Source organism: Allosphingosinicella sp., assembly GCF_059502505.1.
Window position 1 is genome coordinate 459,106 of sequence record NZ_JCACEU010000014.1, and the last position, 19,289, is coordinate 478,394.

General features: G+C 66.9%; 18 protein-coding genes. 12 read left to right on the forward strand and 6 right to left on the reverse strand.

Going from position 1 to position 19,289, the window contains the following annotated elements:
* Window positions 1–60 precede the first annotated feature (60 nt).
* Together AC5JBD_RS04520 and AC5JBD_RS04525 are read left to right on the forward strand one after the other, a co-directional pair.
* Window positions 61–2,277, forward strand: coding sequence for a TonB-dependent receptor (locus AC5JBD_RS04520; RefSeq protein ID WP_495720561.1), 2,217 nt, complete (start codon window positions 61–63; stop codon window positions 2,275–2,277).
* A gap of 11 nt (window positions 2,278–2,288) precedes the next feature.
* Window positions 2,289–2,975 (forward strand): Fe2+-dependent dioxygenase, encoded by a 687-nt coding sequence (locus AC5JBD_RS04525; RefSeq protein WP_495720562.1) that lies wholly within the window; start codon window positions 2,289–2,291, stop codon window positions 2,973–2,975.
* Here the strand turns inward: AC5JBD_RS04525 and ypfJ are convergent.
* Window positions 2,972–3,871, reverse strand: a complete 900-nt coding sequence (gene ypfJ / locus AC5JBD_RS04530; RefSeq protein WP_495720563.1) for a KPN_02809 family neutral zinc metallopeptidase — start codon at window positions 3,869–3,871, stop codon at window positions 2,972–2,974. The genes AC5JBD_RS04525 and ypfJ overlap by 4 nt on opposite strands.
* 115 nt (window positions 3,872–3,986) lie before the next feature.
* Between ypfJ and AC5JBD_RS04535 the strand changes: the two genes are divergently transcribed.
* The 3 genes from AC5JBD_RS04535 to AC5JBD_RS04545 all read left to right on the forward strand — a co-directional run bounded on the left by AC5JBD_RS04535 (window position 3,987) and on the right by AC5JBD_RS04545 (window position 6,746).
* Entirely contained in the window at window positions 3,987–4,742 is a 756-nt protein-coding gene (locus AC5JBD_RS04535) for a 3-hydroxybutyrate dehydrogenase (protein ID WP_495720564.1), read from the forward strand.
* 109 nt (window positions 4,743–4,851) lie between these two features.
* Window positions 4,852–5,433 (forward strand): DUF4893 domain-containing protein, encoded by a 582-nt coding sequence (locus AC5JBD_RS04540; RefSeq protein WP_495720565.1) that lies wholly within the window; start codon window positions 4,852–4,854, stop codon window positions 5,431–5,433.
* A complete protein-coding gene (locus AC5JBD_RS04545) occupies window positions 5,430–6,746 on the forward strand; it encodes an amidohydrolase (protein WP_495720566.1) in 1,317 nt (438 codons plus the stop codon). The genes AC5JBD_RS04540 and AC5JBD_RS04545 overlap by 4 nt, the downstream gene beginning before the upstream one ends.
* 5 nt (window positions 6,747–6,751) lie before the next feature.
* On the opposite strand, the gene AC5JBD_RS04550 is transcribed toward AC5JBD_RS04545, so the two are convergent.
* Window positions 6,752–7,687 (reverse strand): aldo/keto reductase, encoded by a 936-nt coding sequence (locus AC5JBD_RS04550; protein WP_495720567.1) that lies wholly within the window; start codon window positions 7,685–7,687, stop codon window positions 6,752–6,754.
* Between the two features lie 80 nt (window positions 7,688–7,767).
* Here AC5JBD_RS04550 and AC5JBD_RS04555 point away from each other — a divergent pair, with 80 nt between their 5' ends.
* From AC5JBD_RS04555 to AC5JBD_RS04565, 3 genes are all read left to right on the forward strand, one after another.
* Window positions 7,768–8,214 (forward strand): SRPBCC family protein, encoded by a 447-nt coding sequence (locus AC5JBD_RS04555; protein ID WP_495720568.1) that lies wholly within the window; start codon window positions 7,768–7,770, stop codon window positions 8,212–8,214.
* Window positions 8,201–8,530 carry an ArsR/SmtB family transcription factor gene (locus AC5JBD_RS04560; protein ID WP_495720569.1) on the forward strand — a complete coding sequence of 110 codons (330 nt, stop codon included), beginning with the start codon at window positions 8,201–8,203 and terminating at the stop codon, window positions 8,528–8,530. The genes AC5JBD_RS04555 and AC5JBD_RS04560 overlap by 14 nt, the downstream gene beginning before the upstream one ends.
* Window positions 8,531–8,620: 90 nt before the next feature.
* Entirely contained in the window at window positions 8,621–9,070 is a 450-nt protein-coding gene (locus AC5JBD_RS04565; RefSeq protein WP_495720570.1) for a hypothetical protein, read from the forward strand.
* Here AC5JBD_RS04565 and AC5JBD_RS04570 read toward each other — a convergent pair whose 3' ends face one another.
* The 4 genes from AC5JBD_RS04570 to AC5JBD_RS04585 are packed head-to-tail and all read right to left on the reverse strand — an operon-like array spanning window position 9,071 to window position 12,184.
* The gene (locus tag AC5JBD_RS04570) at window positions 9,071–9,364 is read right to left on the reverse strand and encodes a hypothetical protein (RefSeq protein WP_495720571.1); all 294 of its coding nucleotides are present in this window, start codon (window positions 9,362–9,364) and stop codon (window positions 9,071–9,073) included.
* A gap of 58 nt (window positions 9,365–9,422) precedes the next feature.
* Window positions 9,423–10,490 carry a mannose-1-phosphate guanylyltransferase/mannose-6-phosphate isomerase gene (locus AC5JBD_RS04575; RefSeq protein WP_495720572.1) on the reverse strand — a complete coding sequence of 356 codons (1,068 nt, stop codon included), beginning with the start codon at window positions 10,488–10,490 and terminating at the stop codon, window positions 9,423–9,425.
* A gap of 50 nt (window positions 10,491–10,540) precedes the next feature.
* A complete protein-coding gene (locus AC5JBD_RS04580; protein WP_495720573.1) occupies window positions 10,541–11,947 on the reverse strand; it encodes a right-handed parallel beta-helix repeat-containing protein in 1,407 nt (468 codons plus the stop codon).
* Between the two features lie 42 nt (window positions 11,948–11,989).
* Window positions 11,990–12,184 carry a hypothetical protein gene (locus tag AC5JBD_RS04585; RefSeq protein ID WP_495720574.1) on the reverse strand — a complete coding sequence of 65 codons (195 nt, stop codon included), beginning with the start codon at window positions 12,182–12,184 and terminating at the stop codon, window positions 11,990–11,992.
* A 208-nt stretch (window positions 12,185–12,392) separates the two neighbouring features.
* Between AC5JBD_RS04585 and AC5JBD_RS04590 the strand changes: the two genes are divergently transcribed.
* From AC5JBD_RS04590 to AC5JBD_RS04605, 4 genes are read left to right on the forward strand one after another with little or no spacing between them, the layout of a single operon-like run.
* Complete coding sequence (locus tag AC5JBD_RS04590; protein ID WP_495720575.1) at window positions 12,393–13,781, forward strand: TIGR03013 family XrtA/PEP-CTERM system glycosyltransferase; 1,389 nt, start codon at window positions 12,393–12,395, stop codon at window positions 13,779–13,781.
* Window positions 13,781–15,874 carry an XrtA/PEP-CTERM system histidine kinase PrsK gene (gene prsK / locus AC5JBD_RS04595; RefSeq protein ID WP_495720576.1) on the forward strand — a complete coding sequence of 698 codons (2,094 nt, stop codon included), beginning with the start codon at window positions 13,781–13,783 and terminating at the stop codon, window positions 15,872–15,874. The genes AC5JBD_RS04590 and prsK overlap by 1 nt, the downstream gene beginning before the upstream one ends.
* Window positions 15,871–17,235, forward strand: coding sequence for a PEP-CTERM-box response regulator transcription factor (prsR, locus tag AC5JBD_RS04600; RefSeq protein ID WP_495720577.1), 1,365 nt, complete (start codon window positions 15,871–15,873; stop codon window positions 17,233–17,235). Before prsK ends, prsR begins: the two co-directional genes overlap by 4 nt.
* Window positions 17,232–19,148 carry a tetratricopeptide repeat protein gene (locus AC5JBD_RS04605; RefSeq protein WP_495720578.1) on the forward strand — a complete coding sequence of 639 codons (1,917 nt, stop codon included), beginning with the start codon at window positions 17,232–17,234 and terminating at the stop codon, window positions 19,146–19,148. Before prsR ends, AC5JBD_RS04605 begins: the two co-directional genes overlap by 4 nt.
* Window positions 19,149–19,289: the final 141 nt, after the last annotated feature.

The following is a 19,289-nucleotide window of genomic DNA, read 5'->3' on the forward strand; positions in this document are numbered from 1 at the left end:
GAATGATTATCAACCGCATCGAATCGAGAACGCTTCGCAATAGCGCACTAGGGGTAAACCATGTCCGATCAAGGCGGCCGTCAGGCCGGCATCTATTCCTGCCGCAAGGCCGCGCTCGCCCTCGCCGGCGGCTCGTCCCTTATGATGGGGTATCCGGCCTTGGCAGAGGAAGCCAAGGCCGACACGGCCGGGGCGGCAACGGCCGAAGCTGCTGCCGACGACGATCAGGCGCCGGGCGAGCGAATCGTCGTCACCGGTGAACGCTTCCGCATCAACACCCTCAACTCCCGCCTCGGCGACCTGCGCGATACCCCGCAGTCGGTGAGCGTCATTCCGCGCGAAGTGATCGAGCAGCAGGCGGCGACAACGCTTCGCGACGTGCTCCGCAACGTCTCCGGCATCAGCTTCGCCGCGGGCGAGGGCGGCGGCGGGCCAGCCGGCGACAACCTCACCCTGCGCGGCTTCGCTGCGCGCAACGACATCTTTGTCGACGGTATTCGCGACTTCGCCAGCTACACGCGCGACACGTTTAACGTCGAGCAGGTCGAGGTGGTGAAGGGGCCGTCCTCCGCCCAGACCGGACGCGGCTCGACCGGCGGCTACATCAACCTCTTCACCAAGCAGCCGCAGCTCGGCACTTTCGTCGGCGGCACGGTCGGTGTCGGCACGCCCGAATATTGGCGCGCCACCGCCGACCTCAACGTCGGCGGCGACGACCTCGGCATCGGCGGCGGCACCGCACTGCGCCTCAACCTGCTCTATCACGACGTCGATTCTCCGGGCCGCGATTTCGTCGACACCCAGCGTATCGGCTTCGCACCGGCAATCGCCGTCGGCCTCGGCAGCTCGACGCGCGCGATCGTCACCTACATGCTGCTCGATCAGGACAATGTCCCCGATTACGGCATCCCCTTCGTCCCGACGACGCATAACGTCCTGGCTGAGTTCAGGGACCAGCCGGCGCCGGTCGACTTCGACAATTATTACGGGCTGCTCGCCCGTGACCGCGAGGACCTGCGCACGAACATCCTCACCTTCGCGCTCGAGCATGATCTGAGCGAAGGCATCCGCATCTCGAACACCACGCGCTACGGCCACGCCACTCGTGACTCTATCTATTCCTCGCCGCGTTTCGTCAGCAACGACAGCATTCTCGTGAACCCGCAGACCCAGTCGCGCGACACGGTCGACGAGATCCTGCTGAACCAGACCAATCTCTTCGCCGACTTCAAAACCGGCGAGGTGCGGCACGACCTCATCGCCGGGTTCGAGATATCCGAGGAAAAGAGCCGCAACCAGCTGCGCACGATCACCAACGGCACGCCGACCGATCTGTATGATCCCGATCCGACCCGCCCCTATACCGGCACGATCGTCGATACCCCCGGCGCGATCGTGCGGGCGAAGGCGGACACGCTCGCCGCCTATCTGTTCGACACGATCCACTTCAGCGACCAGTTCCTGCTCTCCGGCGGCATCCGTTGGGAGCGGTACGAAAGCGCCTATCGGCCCGCGCCCGCCACGCCGCCCGTGCCCGACCTCGACCGCGTCGACGAGACCGTCACCTGGCGCGCCGGCATCACCTACAAGCCGGTGCCCAACGTCAGCCTTTATGCCGGCGCCGGCACGTCGGTGAACCCGTCGATCGAGGGCTTCACGCAGGTCGCGCCCAATGCCGCTCTCGATGCGCTGAAGCCGGAGCGCAGCCGTACTTTCGAGATCGGCGCCAAATGGGACGCGTTCAACGGCAAGCTGCTGGTCAACGGTGCCGTCTTCCGGATCGAGAAGACGAACTCGCGGACGCCGGGCCTGACGGGCGAGGCTCCTATCGTGCTCGACGGCGAGCAGCGTGTGGACGGCATCGAGCTCGGCGCGACCGGCTGGATCACTCAACGCTGGCAGCTCATCGCCGCCTACACCTACCTCGACAGCGAGGTGGTGGAATCGAATACTCCTGGCGAGCTCGGCAACCGGCTCGGCAACGTGCCGGACCATAGCGGTACGATCTGGACGACGTACAAGATCCCGATGGGCCTCGAGCTGGGCGGCGGTGTCCGCTATGTCGGGGAGCGTTTCACCAACGTCGCCAACACCCGCCTGATCGACGATTACTGGCTGGCGGACGCGACTGTCGCCTATGAGTTCACGTCAAGCACGTCGCTTCGGCTCAACGTCTTCAACATCTTCGACGAGCGCTTCATCGATCAGGTGGGCGGCGGCCATTTCGTGCCGGGACCCGGACGCTCGGCGGTAGCGACGCTGGCGTTCCGGATGTAACGCTCGACCCTGTGCTGATTACGATCCCTTCCGTCCTCACCGCCGAACAGGTGACGCATGCGCGCCGCCTGGTCGGCGCGGCGGAGTGGGTCGACGGCAAAGGAACGGCCGGTGCGCAGTCGGCGCTGGTCAAGAACAACCAGCAGCTTCAGCCGGGCAGCGCGGCGGCGAAGGAACTCGGGGCGACGATCCTCGGAACCCTTGGCCGCAATGCGCTGTTCGTCTCCGCCGCTCTGCCGAAGACGATCTTTCCGCCGATGTTCAACCGCTACGGCGCGGCGGAGGGCCATGGGTTCGGCAATCATGTAGACAACGCGATCCGGTTCCTGCCCGACGGCTCCCGCATCCGCACCGACCTGTCGGCCACGCTCTTCCTGTCCGATCCGGCGGACTATGAAGGCGGCGAGCTGACCGTCGAGGACACGTACGGGCTTCACCGCGTGAAGCTGCCGGCGGGCGACATGATCCTCTATCCGGCGACCAGCCTCCACCGCGTAGAGCCGGTCACGCGCGGCGAGCGGCTCGCTTCATTCTTCTGGATCGAGTCCATGGTCCGCGACGACGGCCAGCGCACTTTGCTGCTCGACCTCGACGTCGCCACCCGCTCGCTTGCGGAGCGCATCGGCGACGCTGACCCGGCCGTGGTCTCGCTCACCGGTTCCTATCACAACCTGCTGCGGCGCTGGGCCGACAGCTAGATAGGCTGGTTGAACGTGTCGCAGGCGGCGGGGTCGCCGGTCTGCAGGCCGCGCCGCAGCCAGGCCATGCGCTGCGCGCTGGTGCCGTGGGTGAAGCTTTCCGGCACGACCCGGCCCTGCGCCTGACGCTGCAGGGTGTCGTCGCCGATCGCCTCGGCGGCGCGCATGCCTTCCTCGACGTCGCCCGGCTCGAGCAGGTTCTTATCGTTCGCCGCCCACACGCCTGCATAGCAATCGGCCTGCAGCTCGACCCGCACCTGCACCGCATTGCCCTCGGCCGCGGACGCCCGCGACTGCGCCTGCTGCGCCTGGTCCAGAACCCCTGTGAGGTTCTGGATGTGGTGGCCGACCTCGTGAGCGATGACATAGGCCTGGGCGAAATCGCCTTGCGCCCCGAAGCGGGTGCTGAGCTCGTCGAAGAACGTGGGATCGATATAGATGCGCTGGTCGCTCGGGCAGTAGAAGGGGCCCATGGCCGCCTGCGCCGCGCCGCAGCCGGAGCGGTCGGTGCGGGAGTAGGCGACCATCGTCGTCGGCTGGTAACGCTGGCCTTGCGCGGCGAAGAGATCGGTCCAGCGCCGCTCGGTCGAGCCGAGGACGCGGGTGAGGAGCTCGCGGGTGTTCGGGTCCAGCGTCGACTGCCCTGACGGCGCGCCTGTCTGAAGCGCGGGCGTGCCGCCGATCGTGCCGCCGCCGCCGCCGCCGCCGAACGTGCTCAGCGCGCAATAGCCGAGCAACAGGATCAGCACGCCGCCGATCCCGAACCGGCTCAGCACGAGGCCGAACAGCATCGGCATCATGCCGCCGCCGAGCCCGCCGCCGCCGCCGAAACCCATGCCGCCGCGGCCGGTGCGGTCCTCGAAATTGACGCTTCTCTCTTCGTCGCCGAGCCGCATCAGCCGGTCCTTTCCAAAGCCACTGAGCGGTGCAATGCGCAGGACGCCGCTGCGGTTGCATTTACCGGAGACGCGCCCGAAAAGGCGGCGGCTTTCACAGGAGACCACCAGCCCCATGTTCCTCAAGGGAAAGACCGCCCTCGTCACCGGCTCCACCTCGGGCATCGGCCTTGCCGTCGCACGGGCGCTTCATGGCGAAGGCGCAAGGGTGATCCTCAACGGCTTCGGCGACCCGGCCGAGATCGAGCGACTGAAGAGCGAGCTGGACGCCGGCCATAGCGGCGCCGACCTGACGAAGCCCGACGCGATCGAGCAGATGATGGCGGAGGCGGGCGAGGTCGACATCCTCGTCAACAATGCCGGCATGCAGCATGTCGCGCCGATCGACCAGTTCCCGGTCGACCGGTGGGACCTCTTGATCGCGCTCAACCTCTCCGCGGCCTTCCACACCATCCGGCTGGCGCTGCCGGGGATGAAGGCGAAAGGGTGGGGGCGGATCATCAACACCGCGTCCGCGCACAGCCTCGTCGCCAGCCCGAACAAGGCCCCCTATGTGGCGGCGAAGCACGGTATTGCCGGCCTGACTAAGGCCGTGGCGCTGGAGACGGCGACGAGCGGCGTCACCGTCAACTGCATCAGCCCGGGCTACGTCTGGACGACGCTGGTCGAGAACCAGATCCCGGATACGATGAAGGCGCGGAAGCTAACCCGTGAGCAGGTCATGAACGACGTGCTCCTCGCCGCGCAGCCGACCAAGAAGTTCGTCACGGTCGACCAGGTGGCGGCGCTCGCCCTCTTCCTCTGCCGCGACGAAGCCGCGGCGATCACGGGCGCCAACCTGTCGATGGACGGGGGCTGGACTGCGCAGTAAGCTGCATGGAGCGGGGGCAGCGATCGGAGCTTTGATGAAGTTTGCGTTGGTTCCCCTCTGCGCCGCCCTCATCGTCGCGGGCTGCGCTTCCAAGGCAGAACAGGGATCCGTGAGGACGGCCGCATCCGCCCCGCCGGACTGGCGCTCGATCGCCACCAACCAGGATCGCGAGCGGCTGAGGAACTGGCGCACCGCCTGGATGGAAGGCGTGCGAAAGGCGCAGGGCTCGGGGAATGCCGGCGCGATCGCGCGCGAAGGCGCCTTGCTCCAGCCGGACGTCGCGATCGACTGGCGCGATCCTCCGCAGGGCGAGTATCGCTGCCGCGTGCTCAAGATCGGCGCCAAGTCGCAGGGCATGCTCGATTACGTCGCCTATCCGCCCTTCACCTGCCGCATCCGCCAGGAAGGCGGGCTGATGAGCTTCGCCAAGATGACCGGGTCGCAACGCCCCATCGGGCTGTTCCTTCCGTTTCCCGGCCAGCAGCGCATGGTCTTCCTCGGCACGCTCCAGCTCGGCGACGAGCGACGGGCCCTCCAATATGGCCGCGACCGCGAGCGCGACATGGCCGGCGTCGTCGAGCGGATCGGCGAGAATCGCTGGCGGCTGGTCCTGCCCTATCCGCATTTCGAATCGACGATCGACATCCTCGAGCTGGTGCCGGTCGCCCCAAACGCGCCGAGGAACTCATGAACAAGCTGATCCTCGCCGCCGCACTCGCCGCGACCGCTGCCACACCCGCTCATGCCGACGCGCTCAGCGACGCCGTGCAGAAAGACATGCCGTCGCTGCTGACGCTCTATCGCGACCTTCACGCCAATCCCGAGCTGTCGATGCAGGAGGTGAAGAGCTCCGCCAGGCTCGCGGCCGAGGCGAAGAAGCTCGGCTTCGACGTCACTACTGGCGTCGGCAAGACCGGCGTCGTCGCGGTGATGAAGAACGGCCCCGGCCCGACCCTGCTGCTGCGGGCGGACATGGACGCGCTGCCCGTGGTGGAGCAGACCGGCCTGCCCTTCGCGAGCAAGGCACGCGCCGCGAGCTCGGCCGGCGTCGAAAGCGGGGTCATGCACGCCTGCGGTCACGATACGCACATGTCCGCCTGGATCGGCACGGCGCGCCGCCTTTCGGCGATGAAGGACCAATGGTCCGGCACTCTGGTGATGATCCTGCAGCCGGGCGAAGAGACCGGCGAGGGCGCCAAGGCGATGCTGGAGGACGGGCTCTACACTCGCTTTCCCAAGCCGACCCACGCCATCGCCTTCCACGACAGCGCCTCGCTTCCTGCCGGCACGCTCGGCTTCACGCCCGGGCCGGCGATGGCCAATGTGGACAGCGTCGACGTGACGGTGAGGGGCGTCGGTGGCCATGGCGCGGTGCCGCACCAGACCAGGGATCCGATCGTGCTCGGCGCGCGCATCGTCGGCGCCCTTCAGACGCTCGTCAGCCGCGAGCTCGACCCCCAGGACGCCGCCGTGGTGACGGTCGGCAGCTTCCAGTCCGGCACCAAGCACAACATCATCTCGGACGAGGCGAAGCTCCAGCTCACCGTCCGGAGCTACAACGACAAGACCCGGTCGATGCTGCTCGACGGCATCGCCCGCATCGCGCGCGGCGAGGCAATTGCGGCCGGAGTGCCGGACGACAAGATGCCGGTGGTGACGATCCGCCGCGGCGAGTTCACCCCGGCGACGGTCAACACCGAGACGCTTACCGGCAATGTGGTCGCCCGCTTCCGCGACCGCTTCGGTGCCGACCGGGTGCGCCAGGTGCCGCCGCCAATGGTGGGGGAGGATTTCAGCCGCTACCACCGCGAGGATCCCAACATTGAAAGCCTGCTCTTCTGGGTCGGCGGCGTCCCTTCCGACAAGTGGCAGGCCGCGGCCGGGGACCCGCTGAAGCTGCCCTCGCTGCACAGTCCATTCTGGGCGCCGGATGCGGAGGCGGTGATCGGGACCGCGACCGAGGCAATGGTCACCGCTGCCTTGAGCGTCCTGCGGAAGGGCTGAGCGGCTCAGCCGGTGGCGGCATCGAGGCGGCTGAGCTGGTCGCGGGTGAGCTCCAGTTCCATAGCGCCGATCAGTTCCTCCAGCTGAGCGAGCGAGGTCGCGCTGGCGATCGGGGCCGTGATGGCAGGCTGGGCGGCATTCCACGCGAGCGCGACCTGCGCCGGCGTCGCGCCCGTCTCCGCCGCCACCGCATCCAGCGCCGCCAGTACCGCGAAACCGCGTTCGTTCAGATAGGGCACTGCGCGGTCGCCGCGGATGCTTTTCCCGAGATCGGCCTCACTCCGATACTTGCCGGTGAGGAAGCCGTTGGCGAGGCCGTAGAAGGGGAGGACGCCGAGGCCATGTCGCTGCGCGACGGCGGCGAGCCCGTCTTCGAAACGCGCACGCTCCATCATGTTGTACCAGGTCTGGAGGACCGTATAGGGAATCAGGCCGTCGCGTGCGCTGACCGCGAGCGCTTCCTCCAGCCGCTCGGGCGAAATCTGGGAGGCGCCGATCGCCCGCACCTTGCCGGCTGCGACGAGCCGATCGAAGGCGCTCAGCGTCTCCTCGAACGGCGTCGCCGGATCGTCCTTGTGGCCGTAGTAGAGGTCGACATGATCGATGCCGAGCCGCCGCAGCGACGTGTCGATGCCCCGTTCGATGACTGCCGCGGACAGGCCCTCGCTGAAGCCAACCTTGGTCGCGATCAGCACGTCGTCGCGCCGCCCCCGCCGCTTCAGCCACTCGCCGATCAGCGCTTCGGACTCTCCGCCCTGGTGCCCAGGCACCCAGGAGGAATAGACGTCGGCGGTGTCGATCATCGTGCCGCCGGCCTCGACGAAGCGGTCGAGGATCCGGAACGCCTCCTCCCCGTCGACGGTCCAGCCGAACACGTTGCCGCCCAGCACCAGCCGCGGGGTCTTCAGCCCGCTCGTTCCGATTTCCCGCACCTCAACCATCTGGCTGCCTCTCGATCGCAACTGATCGATTGCAATTCGGCTCGGCCGTCGCGATAGACATGCAACCAGGAGGTTGCACTATGTCCGACCGAATCGAGAAGAATGTAGATTTGAACGCACCCATAGAACGCGTCTGGCGCGCTCTCACCGATCATGTCCAGTTCGGCGAGTGGTTCAAGGTGAGGCTCGACCAGCCGTTCGTCATCGGCGAGCGCTCGACCGGCCAGATGACCTATCCCGGCTTCGAGCACCTCCCTTGGGAGGCAAGGATCGTGGCAATGGAGGAGCCGCATTATTTCGCCTACGAATGGCCGCCTTATTATCACGGGCTCGAGGAGGATACGTCCGGCGACCCCTGGACCCTTGTCGAGTTCCGGCTCGAGCGCCGCGGCGAGGGCACGCGCCTCACCACCGTCGAGTCCGGCTTCGACTCGCTGCCCGCCGACCGGCGCGGGCTCGCCTTCCGCAGCAACGAGGGCGGCTGGGCGGAGCAGATGGAGAATGTCAGGGCCTATGTCGGGGGCTGAGGCGCGGGCCGATCCGGCTCCGGTCTTCGCCGCGCTTGGCGACCGGACGCGGCTGTCGCTGCTGATGCGGCTGAGCGGCGGCGACACCTTGTCGATCTCCCGGCTGGCCGCCGACACACGGCTCACGCGCCAGGCGGTCACCAAGCACCTGCACGTGCTGGAGAATGCCGGCCTCGTCAGCAGCAGCCGGGCCGGCCGCGAGAGCCGTTATGCGCTCCAGACGCAGCCGATCGCGGCGGCATGCTCCTTTCTCGAGGAGATCTCTGCGCAGTGGGACGAGGCGCTCGGCAGGCTAAAGGCCTTCGTGGAGGACTGAGGCCGGGCTCTCCGCCTGTGGTTAATCCGATAGTAGGGTTACGCGGCTACTACGCGGTCCGGAATTAAGGATTGGGTGGGGGACGTTGAAATGATCAGATCTGCGAGCCTGAGGCTGGCCGCCGGCGAGGACGAAGGCGCATCGCGGCCAGGCGAATATCGCGTGCTGCTTCTGGCGACGTTGATCACGACGACGCGGGAGCTGGCGGTGAAGCTGCGCAGTCTCTCCCCGACCGGGGCGACGATCGAAGGCTTCAACCTTCCTGCGGAAGGCACCGACGTTATCCTGAAGCGCGGCATGCTCGAAGCATTCGCCACCGTCGCCTGGGCGGAGGGGCGTCGATGCGCCATCCAGTTCGAGACCGCGCTCAGCGACGAGGACGTGTGCGCCCAGATCAGGCCGTCGCATCCAACGGCTGCTCCAGCGGAAGAAGAGGAGCATCGCCGTCCGGGATTCCACGCCGTGACCATCACGGATGAGGACCGCCGCACCGCGGCCGAGTGGGCGCAACCCACCGGCCGCCTCGCCTACCGCGACTGATCAGCTCCGCCCGAGCATCGTCGACAAGCCGGCCTGCTCCGCGTTGATCGCCACGGGACGGGGGATCAGCCGCAGCGGGGCCTGCTCCGGCTGGGTGCCTTGCGACCAGTCCGGATAGCCGGGCGGCCGCTGCCGCCACACGACCTTGAAGCCTTTCGGGACCGCGCGCCAACTGTCGTGTGCCCCTCGCACCAGATCGCATCCGCAGCGTGCGCAGGCGCTGAAATAGAAGCCATTGTTCCAGACAGGCCGCGCGGCGGCCGAATGTGCGCCCATCTTGCAGAAGACCAGCATGCCTCTCGCTCCTTTCAACCAGGAGTGGCCGGTCTAGGCGAGGATGGTTAATGCCGAGTTAGGGCTCCGGGCGCTCGCGGCGCTGCAGCGCCTCGATCGCCTCGCTGACGCGCTGGGTCTCGCCGCGCGGAACGATCAGCACCGCCCGCTCAGTGGCAACCACCACGAGATTATCCGCGCCCAGAGTGACGATCACCGGCCCCTCCGATCGGATCAGGCAGTCGCGGCTGTCGATCGCGACCACGTCACCGGTGAGGACGTTGCCGGCTTCATCCTTCTGCCCGAGCTGGTGCAGCGCCTCCCAGCTGCCGATGTCCGACCAGCCCATCTCGACGGGCACGACCGCGACCCGATCCCATCTCTCCATCACCGCTCGGTCGATCGAGAGGGCGGGGGCGCGGGCGAAGCTGCGCGCATCGGGCCAGACGCGAATGCCGTCCTCGCGCTGCGCGGCCAGAGCCGCGCGTGTGGCGGAGAGCAGGGCCGGCTCAAGCGCCTCCAAGGCTTCGAGATAGGCTTCGGCCCGGAACAGGAAAATGCCGCCGTTCCAGTCGTGGCCGCCCTCGGCAAGCAGCGCCGCCGCGGCCTCGATGCCCGGCTTCTCGACGAAGCGCTCCACTTTGAAGACGCCTTCGCCGATCGGATCGCCCCGGCGGATATAGCCGTAGCCGGTCTCCGGCCGGTCGGGCGCAATGCCGAAGGTGACCAGCAGGTCGTCGTCGCGCGCGAACGGAAGGGCGGCCTCGACCGCGGCCCTAAAAGCGTCGGCATCGACGATGACATGGTCGCTCGGCATCACGAGGAGGATGTCGTCGGGGGCCGCGCTGAGGGCGGCGAGGGCGATGGCGGGGCCGGTGTTCCGGCGACCGGGCTCGAGGATGAGGAGGGCCGGCGGTGTACCGACCGCACCGAGCTGCCCCTCGATCGCGTCGGCATCGTCTTCGCTCGCTACCACGATCGGCGCCGCGAAGCGCTCGGCGTGCGCCGTGCGCAGCGCCGTCTGCTGGAGCATCGTCCGCTCCCCATCGATCGCTATAAACTGCTTGGGTCGCCCCGTTCGCGACAGCGGCCAGAGGCGCGTTCCGGCGCCGCCAGAGAGGATAACAGGAAGGATCCGCCTCGCCATCCCGCGGCTTTAGCGGGACCCACTCTCCGCGCGAAGCAGGAAAGAAAAGTTCACGCGCCGATGCGGCGGCCGTTGAGGATCACTTCACCAACGAACTTCGAATTGTAGAGGTCGACATTGGCGTTGATGACAGTGCGACCGAGAAACGTCCCGCGGGGATAGGCCTGCCCCTTTGACCGCTGTTCCATCCGGCAATCGCGGTAGATGACGTTGATCGACCAGGGCAGCACCGCATTGTGGGTGAGCAGGAAGTTGCAGCGGTTGAACAGCACGTTGCGCGTGTCCGACATATCGGCGATCGGGCCGGTCGGCTTGTCGCCCAGCGCGATTTTTCCGTTCGGTGACAGGCGCGGATCGTCACGGAAGGTGCAGCCGTGGAATTGCGCCGCGCGCGCAGGATTTGGGTCGCCATAGGCCTGAACGATGGCACCGATGAAATTGCAGTTGTTGAAGCGAAAGCGCGGCTTTCTAGGCCAGGCCGACCAAGCGGTCGTGCCGACGAACGTGCAGTTATTGAAAGTTGCACCCTCGCTATCCCCGCTATCGGCGACCATGCCGCAGCCGAAATTGTCCGAAAATTCGCAATTGTTGAATAAAAAGTCGCGGTTGACTTTGCCGCCTTCGGCTTCGATGTCGACGCCTGCCCCCGGCGCGCTCGCCACGTTGGCACGTCCCGTGTGGTTGAACTTGCAATTCTCGAACACATAGCCGCGTCCGCCGACGATGCTGCAGCCCTGTCTGCCATTAAATTCGGATCGGACATTGCTGATCAGCCGACGCTGCGATCCCGGCCCGTGGAGCCCGTCTATGTAAATGCCATCCTGTCCGTGATGGTGGGTATATACATTCCGCACTGTCTCGCTGCCGCTGTTATTGAGCAGGGCTAGGCCCCAGGCGGGAATTTGCCAGCCGGTGTCGCCGAATTGCCCCCCGATGCGCAGCCGCTCGACATTGCCGTCGAGTTCGATGTCGCTGATCTCGATCGGACCGCTGCAATTCTCAACGCGGATCATTGCCGTATAGGGGGAGGCCCGCTCGCCACCCAGAAAGGGCATCGGATTCTTAGTGGCGCGGCCTGAGCGTGCATCGAACGTGCCGTAGCGCAGGCCGTCGGCGCATCGAAGGCGAGCGCCATTGCCGCGCACGACCAGCGGTTGCGTCAGTCGGCTGAAGGTCATGATCTCGCGCGGCGGATAGGACCATCCCCCCTCACCGCGCAGCGACGGGAGCTGCTCGCCGACAATATAGGTCGTTTTGCGCAGTTCCACTGTCCCGCCGCGATTGGCGCGGATGACCTGGGCAAGCTCGACGAAAGCGCGGGTGTCGTTGGTGACGCCGTCGCCCTTGGCGCCGAACATCTCGGGTGTCAGCACGCGGCCTTCCGCCTGCGCGCACCATGCGGGCTGGGACGAGAGCGCGGCCGCGCCGGCGACGAAGCTTCTGCGGGTGATCTGCATGGCGCCCATTAGCCGGCGGGGAGGTGAACCCGCAATGAGCGTCTATCCGACGAGAACGGCGGCCTTTTCGGCTTCGCTGCGGGCGCGCATGCGTTCGGTGCGGGCGGCGCGGGCGGCCATTTCGCTCCATGCTGCCTCGGAGCGGAGGCAGCGCTGCCGGACATTGTCGAGGGAGGCCGCGGCCGCTTCGGCGCGGGCTTCCGCAGCGCGAGCAATATAGAAATCGTGCTGGGACATGATTGTACTCACCTGGCTTTGACTCGCCCACCCCGGCCGATGCACCTGACTAGCACGGTCATGGCGAAATGCCTAATCCGGCCGTCGTTCGCGGACTAGCGGCCTGATTTTCGGCGGCTTTCAGGAAATATTTGTCAATTTCGGCGACACAGCCGCCTGTGTCGGCCCTTTTTACACCGGTCTGGAAAATGAGTGGGGCGGATCGCGCATGATCCGCCTCTTCAAACATTATGTGCCGCATACGGTCATTCTGCTCGGGCTGGTCGACTTCCTGCTGTTGATCTTCGCCGCCGAGGCCGGTTGGCTGCTCCGCATCTGGCAGATCGACGGCGAGATCGATCCGGACTTTACCCGGCTGCCCCTCCTGCTCACCTTCGCCGTTACCACCCAGCTCGCGATGATCGGCGTCGGCGTCTATGGCGCGGACTCGGTGCATGCCCTTCGCGTGTCGGTACCGCGGCTGTTCGTATCGGTGTCGCTCGCGGTCCTTCTGCTTGCGCTCATCTTCTTCCTCGTACCGGTGATCAGCTTCTGGCGGTCGAACCTGCTCTACGCGATGTTGTTCGCGCTGGCGGGGCTCGGCCTCGTCCGCCTGCTTTTCGGCCGCGCCCTCGGCGGCGAGCTGTTCAAGCGCCGGATCGTCGTCCTCGGCGCAGGTCCACGGGCGGCGAGGCTGCATGAGCTTGCCCGCCGCAACGGCGCCGGCTTCGCAGTTGCCGGCTTCGTCAGCATGAACGACGGCCCGAAGGCGGTGAAGGACGCGGTCAAGCGCAGCACGATCGCCAACCTGTCCGATTATGTCGTCGGCCTCGGTGCCAGCGAGGTCGTGCTGGCGCTGGAGGAGCGACGCAACGCGCTGCCGCTCTCGGACCTGCTCCGCGTCAAGACGACGGGAGTGCACGTCACCGACCTCTCCTCCTTCTTCGAGCGCGAAACGGGCCGCGTCGACCTCGACAGCCTCAACCCGAGCTGGCTGATCTTCTCCGACGGCTTCCAGTCCGGACGTCGGCTTTCCAGCATCGGCAAGCGCCTGTTCGACGTGGCGGTCAGTGCCCTCATCCTGATCCCGACCGCACCGGTGATCGCCGCCACGGCGCTCCTCATCAAGCTCGAGAGTCCGGGCCCCGCCTTCTTCCGGCAGCGCCGCGTCGGCCTCTACGGTCAGGCTTTCGAGATCATCAAGCTGCGCTCGATGCGCCAGGATGCCGAGGTCGGCGGCGTCGCCGTCTGGGCGCAGAAGGACGATCCCCGCGTCACGCGCATCGGCTCGATCATCCGCAAGCTGCGCATCGACGAGCTGCCCCAGGCCTGGAACGTGCTCAGGGGCAAGATGAGCTTCGTCGGGCCGCGTCCCGAGCGGCCGCAATTCGTCGCCGACCTGGAGGCGCGGCTGCCTTATTATTCGGAGCGCCACATGGTGAAGCCCGGCATCACCGGCTGGGCGCAGATCAACTATCCCTACGGCGCCTCGATCGAGGATGCGCGCCAGAAGCTCGAATACGACCTTTATTACGCCAAGAACTACACGCCCTTCCTGGACGTGCTGATCCTGCTGACGACCTTGCGCGTCATCCTCTGGCCGGACGGGGCGCGCTGATGCTGGGGCTGATCGGTCTCTGGAGCCATGCACTCGCGGCGCTGCTCTACGGCGCGCTCGCGCTCTGGCAGCTGCGCCACTGGAATGGCGACCAGCGCAACCGGCCGCTCGTCGCGGCCTTCGCGGTGATGTCCGTCTGGTCGATCTTCGTCGCGATCCTGGGGCCGCATCACCTGCTGTCGGGCCTTGCCGAGAGCGCGCGCAACTTCTCGTTCCTCGCCTTCATGTACGGCATCGTTCGCGGCGCCGAGGAGATCAACCGCCAGCGGTCGGTGAAGCTCGTCTACACGACCGTCGCGGCGGTGATCGGGCTGCAGATCGTGGTCGCCGGCGTGCTGCCGCGGTTCGAGAGCAACAGCGGCGCCTATGCGGCTTTGCTGACCACGGCGCATGTCCTCGGCCTGACGATCGCGGCCGGCTCGCTGGTGCTGGTGCACAATCTCTACGGCCAGGCCTCGCCCGACAGCCGCTGGGGCATCCGCCTGCCGATGATCGCGCTGGCCGGCATGTGGGCCTACGACCTCCACCTCTACACGGTCGCCTATCTGACCAAGGAGCCCGTCGACGATCTGTTTGCGATGCGGGGCGCGATCGTGGCGATGCTCACGCCGCTGTTCGCCATCGCCAGCCGCCGCAATGCCCAATGGAAGATGCAGCTCTCGCGCGCGGCGACCTTTCAGTCGCTCTCGGTGATCGCGATCTTCGCTTATTTGATCCTGATGATGTCTGCGACGCAGGCGCTCGAGCTGATCGGCGGCGAGTGGGTGCGGATCGGCCAGATCGCGCTCGTTTTCGCGATGACAATGACGGCGCTCATCTTCCTGCCGTCCGGCAAGGCGCGGGCGTGGGCGCGGGTGGTGCTTGCCAAGCACTTCTTCGAGCATCGCTACGACTATCGCGAGGAGTGGCTGCGCTTCACCCGCACGGTCGGCACGGCCGGCGACGACGCCGCGCCGCTGGGCGACCGCATCGTCAAGGCGCTGGCCGATATTGCCGGCTCCCCGAGCGGACTGCTGCTGCTTACCGACAGCGAATATCGGCTGACCCCCGGCGCCCGCTGGAACTGGCACCACGATGTCGGCCACAGCGAACCCGCGGACACCGATTTCGTGCGCTTCATCGAAACCACCTCGCATGTCGTGGACTTCGAGACGGTGCGGGACGGCATTCCCACCCGCACCGGCGGGCGGGTCCCGGTCCCCGAGTGGCTGGCGAAGAGCGATGCCGCGTGGGCCGGCGTCCCGCTCCTCCATTCCGATCATCTCGTCGGCCTCGTCGTGCTCGAGCATCCGCTGCTGCGGCGGCCGCTCGACTGGGAGGATTTCGACCTGTTCCGCACGGCGGGCATCCAGGCGGCGAGCTACCTCGCCGAGGCCCGCAGCCAGGAGGCGCTGGCTAATGCGCAGCGCTTCGACGAGTTCAACCGCCGCTTTGCGTTCATCATGCACGACATCAAGAATCTGGTGAGCCAGTTGAGCCTCGTTGCCCGCAACGCCGAGCGGCACGCCGACAATCCCGAGTTTCGCGCCGACATGATCGCGACGCTGCAAAGCTCGGTGAAGAAGATGAACGACCTGCTCGCCCGCCTCAACCGCGGCAACAAGGTGGAGGGCGAGCCACTGAGAGCCACGCCGCTCCAGCCGATCCTGGCTGCGCTCGTCGAGGTGAAGCAGCGGGTCCATCCGGTGCAGCTGTTCGGCCGGGCCGGCATTGCCGTGGTCGCCGATCCTGCACGCCTGGAGCAGGCGCTGACCCATATCGTCCAAAATGCGATTGATGCCAGCCGCCCCGGCGAGGCGGTGCGGGTCTGTTACGAGCAGAAGGGGCAGGAGGTCACGATCGACGTGATCGACAGCGGCGCCGGCATGTCGGCGGATTTCATCCGCACCCGCCTCTTCCAGCCCTTTGCCTCGACCAAGGACGGCGGCTTCGGCATCGGCGCCTTCGAGGCGCGGACGCTGATCGCCGCGATGGGCGGCCGCATCGAAGTGGAGAGCCGCGAAGGCGTCGGCAGCCGCTTCATCATCCATCTTCCGGCCGGCGGAGCCGATGCCGGGGCCTTCAACTCCAAGACCGAACGGGTGCGCGCATGACTGCCGAGGCAAAGGCGAAATTGCTGATCGTCGAAGACGACGAGGGCCTGCAGCGCCAATTGCGCTGGGCCTATGACGATTATGAGGTGCTGGTCGCCTCCGACCGCAGCTCTGCGCTCGACCTGCTGCGCGCCCAGGAGCCCGCGGTGGTGACGCTGGACCTCGGCCTGCCGCCGGACCCGGACGGGGTGAGCGAGGGCTTCGCCACCCTCGAGACGATCCTGTCGCTGAAGCCGGACACTAAGGTGATCGTGGCGTCGGGCCATGGCCCGCGGGAGAGCGCGCTGCGGGCGATTTCGTCGGGAGCCTACGACTTCTACCAGAAGCCGGTCGACATCGACCAGCTTGGCCTGATCGTCCGCCGCGCCTTTCAGCTGCACGGGATCGAGCACGAGAATCGGCGCCTCGAGGAGCGGGTCGGCGACGACCGCACCGTGCTTGGCACAATGATCACGGCGGCTCCGGAGATGCTGAAGGTTGCCCGAACGATCGAACGTGTGGCCAATGCCGACGTGTCGGTGATGCTGCTAGGCGCAAGCGGCACGGGCAAGGAATTGCTGGCGCGGGGGCTTCATCAGTCGAGCGCGCGCAAGGATCGCGGCTTCGTCGCGATCAATTGCGCGGCGATTCCGGAGAACCTGCTCGAGGCCGAATTGTTCGGGTATGAAAAGGGCGCCTTCACCGGCGCGATCAAAACCACCGAGGGCAAGATCGAGCTCGCTCATGGCGGCACGCTCTTCCTCGACGAGGTCGGCGACATCCCGCTGCCGCTGCAGGTGAAGCTGCTGCGCTTCCTGCAGGAACGGGTAATCGAGCGGATCGGCGGGCGCAAGCCGATCGCGGTCGATACGCGGATCGTCTGCGCGACGCATCAGGACCTGCCGGCGATGATCCAGGCCGGCAGCTTCCGCGAGGATCTCTATTACCGCCTTGCCGAGATCGTGGTCCGCATCCCTACCCTGGCCGAGCGCCATGGCGACGCGACCCTGCTGGCCAAGCACTTCCTCAACCGCTTCGCCAAGGAGATGAACCCGCAGGTGAAGGGATTCGCGCCGAGCGCACTGACGGCGATCAACGACTGGGCGTGGCCCGGAAACGTGCGCGAGCTCGAGAACCGGCTGAAGCGGGCGGTGATCATGGCCGAGGGCAAGATCATCACGGCCGAGGATCTCGATCTCGGCAACGGCTCGGAAGACGCCATGCCGGTCAACCTTAAGGCCGCGCGCGAGGAAGCCGATCGCAAGGCGATCCGCCAGGCGCTCGCCCGCACCGAAGGCAACATCTCCAATACCGCCAAGCTGCTCGGGATCAGCCGACCGACGCTCTACGACCTTCTCAAGCAATATGGGCTCCAGCCATGAACCGTCCTTTGATCCTCTCGGCGATGCTGCTCGCCACTGCGGCCTGCGGCGGAACCGAGACACCCCAGCAGGCCTATCAGCGCGGCCTTGCGGCCCTCGAGCAGGACCAGCCGCGCACTGCCCGCATCGAGTTCCTGAACGCGATCAAGGGCGATCCCAATAATGCCGGGCTGCGTCTCGCCCAAGCGCGTGCCTATCTGGCGCTGAACGACGGGGTCGCCGCGGAGGCTGAGCTCACACGCGCGCGCCAGCTCGGCGCCTCGCCGGCGGACACGCATCATCTGATGGCGCACGCCTACCTCCTCCAGAACCAGAACGAGCAGGCTGTCGCTGAGGCGGCGAAGGCGCCGGCGGCCCATGCCGCTCATGCCGGACGCATCATTGGCCAGGCGCAGGTGAAGCTCGGCGATCTCGCCGCCGCCTCCGATGCGTTCGATCGAGCCGTGGAGGTCGCTCCGAAGGATGCTGACGTCTGGGTCGATATAGCGCGCTTCCGGCGCTCGATCGGCAATATGGCGGGCGCGATCCAGGCTGCCGATACGGCTCTCGAGACCAGGTCGAACGACATCGATGCCATCCTCCTGAGGGGAGAGTTGACGCGCAGCCAATATGGGCTTGCGGCCGCTCTGCCCTGGTTCGATCGGGCGCTGGAGATCGACCCCGATTATGTGCCGGCGATGCTCGAGAAGGCGGCGACGCTCGGCGACATGGGCGAGATGCGCCAAATGCTGGCGGAGACGCGCAAGGCGCTCGCAATCGCCCCGAAGCAGCCGATGGCCTTCTATCTCCAGGCGATGCTGGCTGCGCGGGCGCGCAATTTCGAGCTCGCCCGATCGCTTTACCAGCGCACCGAGGGCGCGTTCGACGATCAGCCGGCCGGCATGCTGCTGGCGAGCGCGATCGAATTCCAGATCGGCAATGTCGAGCAGGCGGTGTCGAAGCTCGAGCGGCTGGTGGCGATGCAGCCGGAGAATCGCAAGGCACGGCGGCTGCTTGCGGCGGCGCATTGGAAGCGCGGCAATGTCGATGCGACGATTGCTGCGATTGCTCCGCTAGCCGAACGGCCTGACGCGGACAGTTATTCGCTTTCGCTGCTCGGTCAGGCGCTGCAGAAAAAAGGCGATGATCGCGGCGCAGGCATTTTTCTTGCCCGTGCAGCCCAGCCGCAACGGCCGGTCAGCTCGCTGCTGGCCCCGCCGATGAGCGACGAGCAGGTGAACGGTCTGCGGCAGCTTGCCGAGGCGAAGCCCGACGAGGTCCAGGCGCAGATCCTGCTGGTCGGGGCGTTGCTGTCGCGGGGCGAGGGGGACGAGGCGCTCGATCGCGCGCGGCGGCTCCAGTCGAAATATCCGGGCGCCCCCGACGCGCATGTGCTGGTCGGCGACGCGCTCGGCATCAGAGGCGACTTTGCCGGTGCGGCGCAGGAATATCGCAAAGCCGCCAACCTCTCCTTCACCGAGCCGGTCGCGCTGCGGCTGATCGAGGCGCTGCGCCGCTCCGGGCAGGGTCCGGCCGCCGCCAAGGTGCTGCAGCTCTTCCTCGAGCAGAATCCGCGCAACCTGCCCGCCATGCTGCTCGCCGCCAACGGCTTCATGGAAGCGAGGAAATGGCCGCAGGCGATTCGCATCTACGAGGGCATACGCAGCCGCGCCGGCGACAAGGACGCGGCTCTGCTCAACAACCTCGCCTGGGCCTATATGGAGCAGGGCGATTTCGACCGCGCGCTTCCGCTGGCGGCAAAGGCGTGGGGTCTCGACAAGCGCAACCCGGCGACGATGGATACGTTCGGCTGGATCCTGTTCAAGAGCGGCAAGGACCGCGCGCGCGGCCTCGTGCTGCTCGAACAGGCATCCCGCGGCGCGCCGAGCGACGTCCAGATCCAGTCTCATCTGCAGGCCGCGCGGCGTGGATAGCGAGATATCCCCCTCCCGCCTTTGCGGGAGGGGGTAGGGGGTGGGCGCGAGCGCCTCTTCGGCGCGAGCTTCAGGCGTCCGTCCTAGGGAGCGCCCACCCCCAACCCCTCCCGGGAATCCGGGAGCGGAAATGTTGCCAAA

Bases quoted from the DNA above. Each gene is read 5' to 3' on its own strand.
- AC5JBD_RS04560 (WP_495720569.1), top strand. From the start codon at position 8,201: ATGTCGGGGGCTGAGGCGCGGGCCGATCCGGCTCCGGTCTTCGCCGCG.
- AC5JBD_RS04545 (WP_495720566.1), top strand. From the start codon at position 5,430: ATGAACAAGCTGATCCTCGCCGCCGCACTCGCCGCGACCGCTGCCACA.
- AC5JBD_RS04605 (WP_495720578.1), top strand. From the start codon at position 17,232: ATGAACCGTCCTTTGATCCTCTCGGCGATGCTGCTCGCCACTGCGGCC.
- ypfJ (WP_495720563.1), bottom strand. From the start codon at position 3,871: ATGCGGCTCGGCGACGAAGAGAGAAGCGTCAATTTCGAGGACCGCACC.
- AC5JBD_RS04550 (WP_495720567.1), bottom strand. From the start codon at position 7,687: ATGGTTGAGGTGCGGGAAATCGGAACGAGCGGGCTGAAGACCCCGCGG.
- AC5JBD_RS04520 (WP_495720561.1), top strand. From the start codon at position 61: ATGTCCGATCAAGGCGGCCGTCAGGCCGGCATCTATTCCTGCCGCAAG.
- AC5JBD_RS04570 (WP_495720571.1), bottom strand. From the start codon at position 9,364: ATGCTGGTCTTCTGCAAGATGGGCGCACATTCGGCCGCCGCGCGGCCT.
- AC5JBD_RS04585 (WP_495720574.1), bottom strand. From the start codon at position 12,184: ATGTCCCAGCACGATTTCTATATTGCTCGCGCTGCGGAAGCCCGCGCC.
- prsR (WP_495720577.1), top strand. From the start codon at position 15,871: ATGACTGCCGAGGCAAAGGCGAAATTGCTGATCGTCGAAGACGACGAG.
- AC5JBD_RS04565 (WP_495720570.1), top strand. From the start codon at position 8,621: ATGATCAGATCTGCGAGCCTGAGGCTGGCCGCCGGCGAGGACGAAGGC.
- AC5JBD_RS04555 (WP_495720568.1), top strand. From the start codon at position 7,768: ATGTCCGACCGAATCGAGAAGAATGTAGATTTGAACGCACCCATAGAA.
- AC5JBD_RS04590 (WP_495720575.1), top strand. From the start codon at position 12,393: ATGATCCGCCTCTTCAAACATTATGTGCCGCATACGGTCATTCTGCTC.
- AC5JBD_RS04580 (WP_495720573.1), bottom strand. From the start codon at position 11,947: ATGCAGATCACCCGCAGAAGCTTCGTCGCCGGCGCGGCCGCGCTCTCG.
- AC5JBD_RS04535 (WP_495720564.1), top strand. From the start codon at position 3,987: ATGTTCCTCAAGGGAAAGACCGCCCTCGTCACCGGCTCCACCTCGGGC.
- AC5JBD_RS04575 (WP_495720572.1), bottom strand. From the start codon at position 10,490: ATGGCGAGGCGGATCCTTCCTGTTATCCTCTCTGGCGGCGCCGGAACG.
- prsK (WP_495720576.1), top strand. From the start codon at position 13,781: ATGCTGGGGCTGATCGGTCTCTGGAGCCATGCACTCGCGGCGCTGCTC.